The organism is Streptomyces triticirhizae (assembly GCF_003696235.1).
GTDB lineage: Bacteria > Actinomycetota > Actinomycetes > Streptomycetales > Streptomycetaceae > Streptomyces > Streptomyces triticirhizae.
In genome coordinates this window covers 1-2,079 of the sequence record NZ_RFFJ01000371.1, presented here as the reverse complement: position 1 = coordinate 2,079, position 2,079 = coordinate 1, and the positions used below count along the sequence as shown (strand labels likewise).

General features: G+C 77.3%; 1 protein-coding gene. It reads right to left on the bottom strand.

Annotated elements, in window-relative coordinates; translation table 11 throughout:
- Positions 1–360: 360 nt before the first annotated feature.
- Positions 361–1,779, bottom strand: coding sequence for a transcriptional regulator (locus EBN88_RS29675; RefSeq protein WP_122400063.1), 1,419 nt, complete (start codon positions 1,777–1,779; stop codon positions 361–363).
- Positions 1,780–2,079: the final 300 nt, after the last annotated feature.

Here is a 2,079-nt window from a genome sequence, read left to right as displayed (position 1 = left end):
GGGGGCAGCGGCGGCGCCTGCGGGGGAACGGCCGGCACCGCCTGGGTCGGCGGGGGCGCGGCCCCGGGGCCTCCCGGAGCCGAGGGCGCGCCCGGTCCTCCGGCCGGGCCCGCCTGGCCGGGCCCCCAGGGCTGGCTCCAGGGCTGACCCGCGGGAGGCGCGGCAGGGGTCGGGTCGGGGTGTATCTCGCCGGGGAAACCGCCGGAACCCGGCGGCAGGACCACTCCCTCGCGCGGCTCGTCGTCCCGTCCGTTGTGGCTCGTCACCGGGGCTCCTCGTTCGCTCAACGCAGCTCGCCGGGCCACGGTACCGGCTCATCGCAGACTGCTGCGCCGCCCGCCGGTCGTCAAGTCGGGCGCCTCAGGCCGGAGTCGGCGCCGGCGCCCAGCGGCCGGCGAACTCGCGGACCGTCCGGTGGTCCCGGTGTGGCTCCAGACGGCCCCTGAAGTCAGCGAAGTACTCCGCGCCACGCCCCGAGCGCAGCCCGGCGAGCAGTTCGCCCGCCCGGCCCGCCGTGTGGCAGGCGTATTCGAGATCACCTTCCTGGAGCTGGCCGGTGGCCATCAGCACCAGCCCTATGGCGCGCCGCCTGGTGCGCTTCTCCGGGTGCCCGGCCACCGCCTCGGCCGCGCGCCGCTCGGCGGCCCTGCCCTGGCCGAGGTCGCGGTGGCAGTGCGCCAGCTCGTCCGCGAGGTAGGCGGTGTCGAAGTGCCGCACCCAGGCCGGCTCGTCGGCGTCGTCGCCGGGCGCGCCGGCACGTTCCTGCGCGGCGAGCGCCTCGGACGCGGCGCGGCGGGTGGCCTCGCGGTCGCCGAGCTGGGCGTGGCCGCGCGCCTCGGCGGCCAGGAACAGCGCCTCGGCGCGCGCCGGCACCCGCCCCCTGGTGCCCTCCTGCGCCGCCCTGGCCAGCTGGATCACCTCGCGCGGGTTGCCCAACTCGGCCGCGAGATGGCTCATTCCGGCCGCCAGCACATAGCCGCCGAAGCCCCGGTCCCCGGCGGCCTGCGCCAGCCGGAGCGCCTGGATGTAGTAGCGCTGCGCGAGGCCGGGCAGGCCGCTGTCCACCGCCATATAGCCGGCCAGCTCGGTCAACCGGGCGGCGGCGGCGAAGAGTTCGCGGCCGGCCGCCTCGCTGTAGGAGCCGGCGAGCAGGCCGGCGACCACACCGTTGAGGTAGTGGACGACCAGCGGCCTGACCTGGCCGGAGCCCCAGCGCCGGTCCAGGTCGACGAGCGCCGCGTGGGTGTCGACGACGGCCGCGATGTCGGCCTCGCCGACCCGGGGTCCGCCGCTCCTGGCGACCTCGGCGTCGGGCGGGGTGATCAGCCAGTCGCGGCTGGGCTCGACCAGCGCGGCCGGCGCCACCTGCGCGCCGCCGGGCGCGTAGGGGTGGGTGCCGCGCTCGCCCTCGGTGCGCTGCACGTCGGAGCGCCACAGCTCGGCGGCCTGCTCCAGCGAGTCGTTGAGCGCCGCCGCGAAGTGCAGCCCGACCGATGAGGTGAGCTGCCGAGTGGTGCCCATCCCGATCTCGTCGACCGTGACGGGGCGCCCCAGCTTGCGGCCGAGGGCCTCGGCGATCAGCTCGGGCGCCCGGCCGCGCGGCTGCTGCCCGCGAATCCAGCGGGCCACCGAGGTCTTGTCGTAGCGGAAGTCGAGCGAACGCTCGGCGGCGCACATGTTGACCCGGCGGGCCAGCCCGGCGTTGGAACAGTTGGCCTCGCGTATCAGCGCCAGCAGGCGCTCGTTGGGCTGTCGGGCGATCAGTGGTCTGGCCGACATCTTTGTCTCCTATGGCCGATCGGCACGCCGGGGCCGCCGCCGGAACCCGGCGGCAGAACCATGCCCCACGGTGCCTGGGCCATCCCGGATGCCCCGGTGGATGCACCCATGCGCCCCGGATGTGGGCCCCGGCGCACGCAGGGGCACCGGCCGCGCTCCGGGGGCGGCGTTGGGCGGGGGCCGCCGGCGGGCGGGGCGGGGGCGTGCGCACCGACACCGCCGTCACCAGCGGCGACTTTCGGCGAACGGCGGTCGCCGCGCGCCGTGTTGGGGGAGGGCGCTCGGGCGCGCGGGGGCGCG

Coding starts and splice junctions, on each gene's coding strand:
- EBN88_RS29675 (WP_122400063.1), bottom strand. CDS start 1,779: ATGTCGGCCAGACCACTGATCGCCCGACAGCCCAACGAGCGCCTGCTG.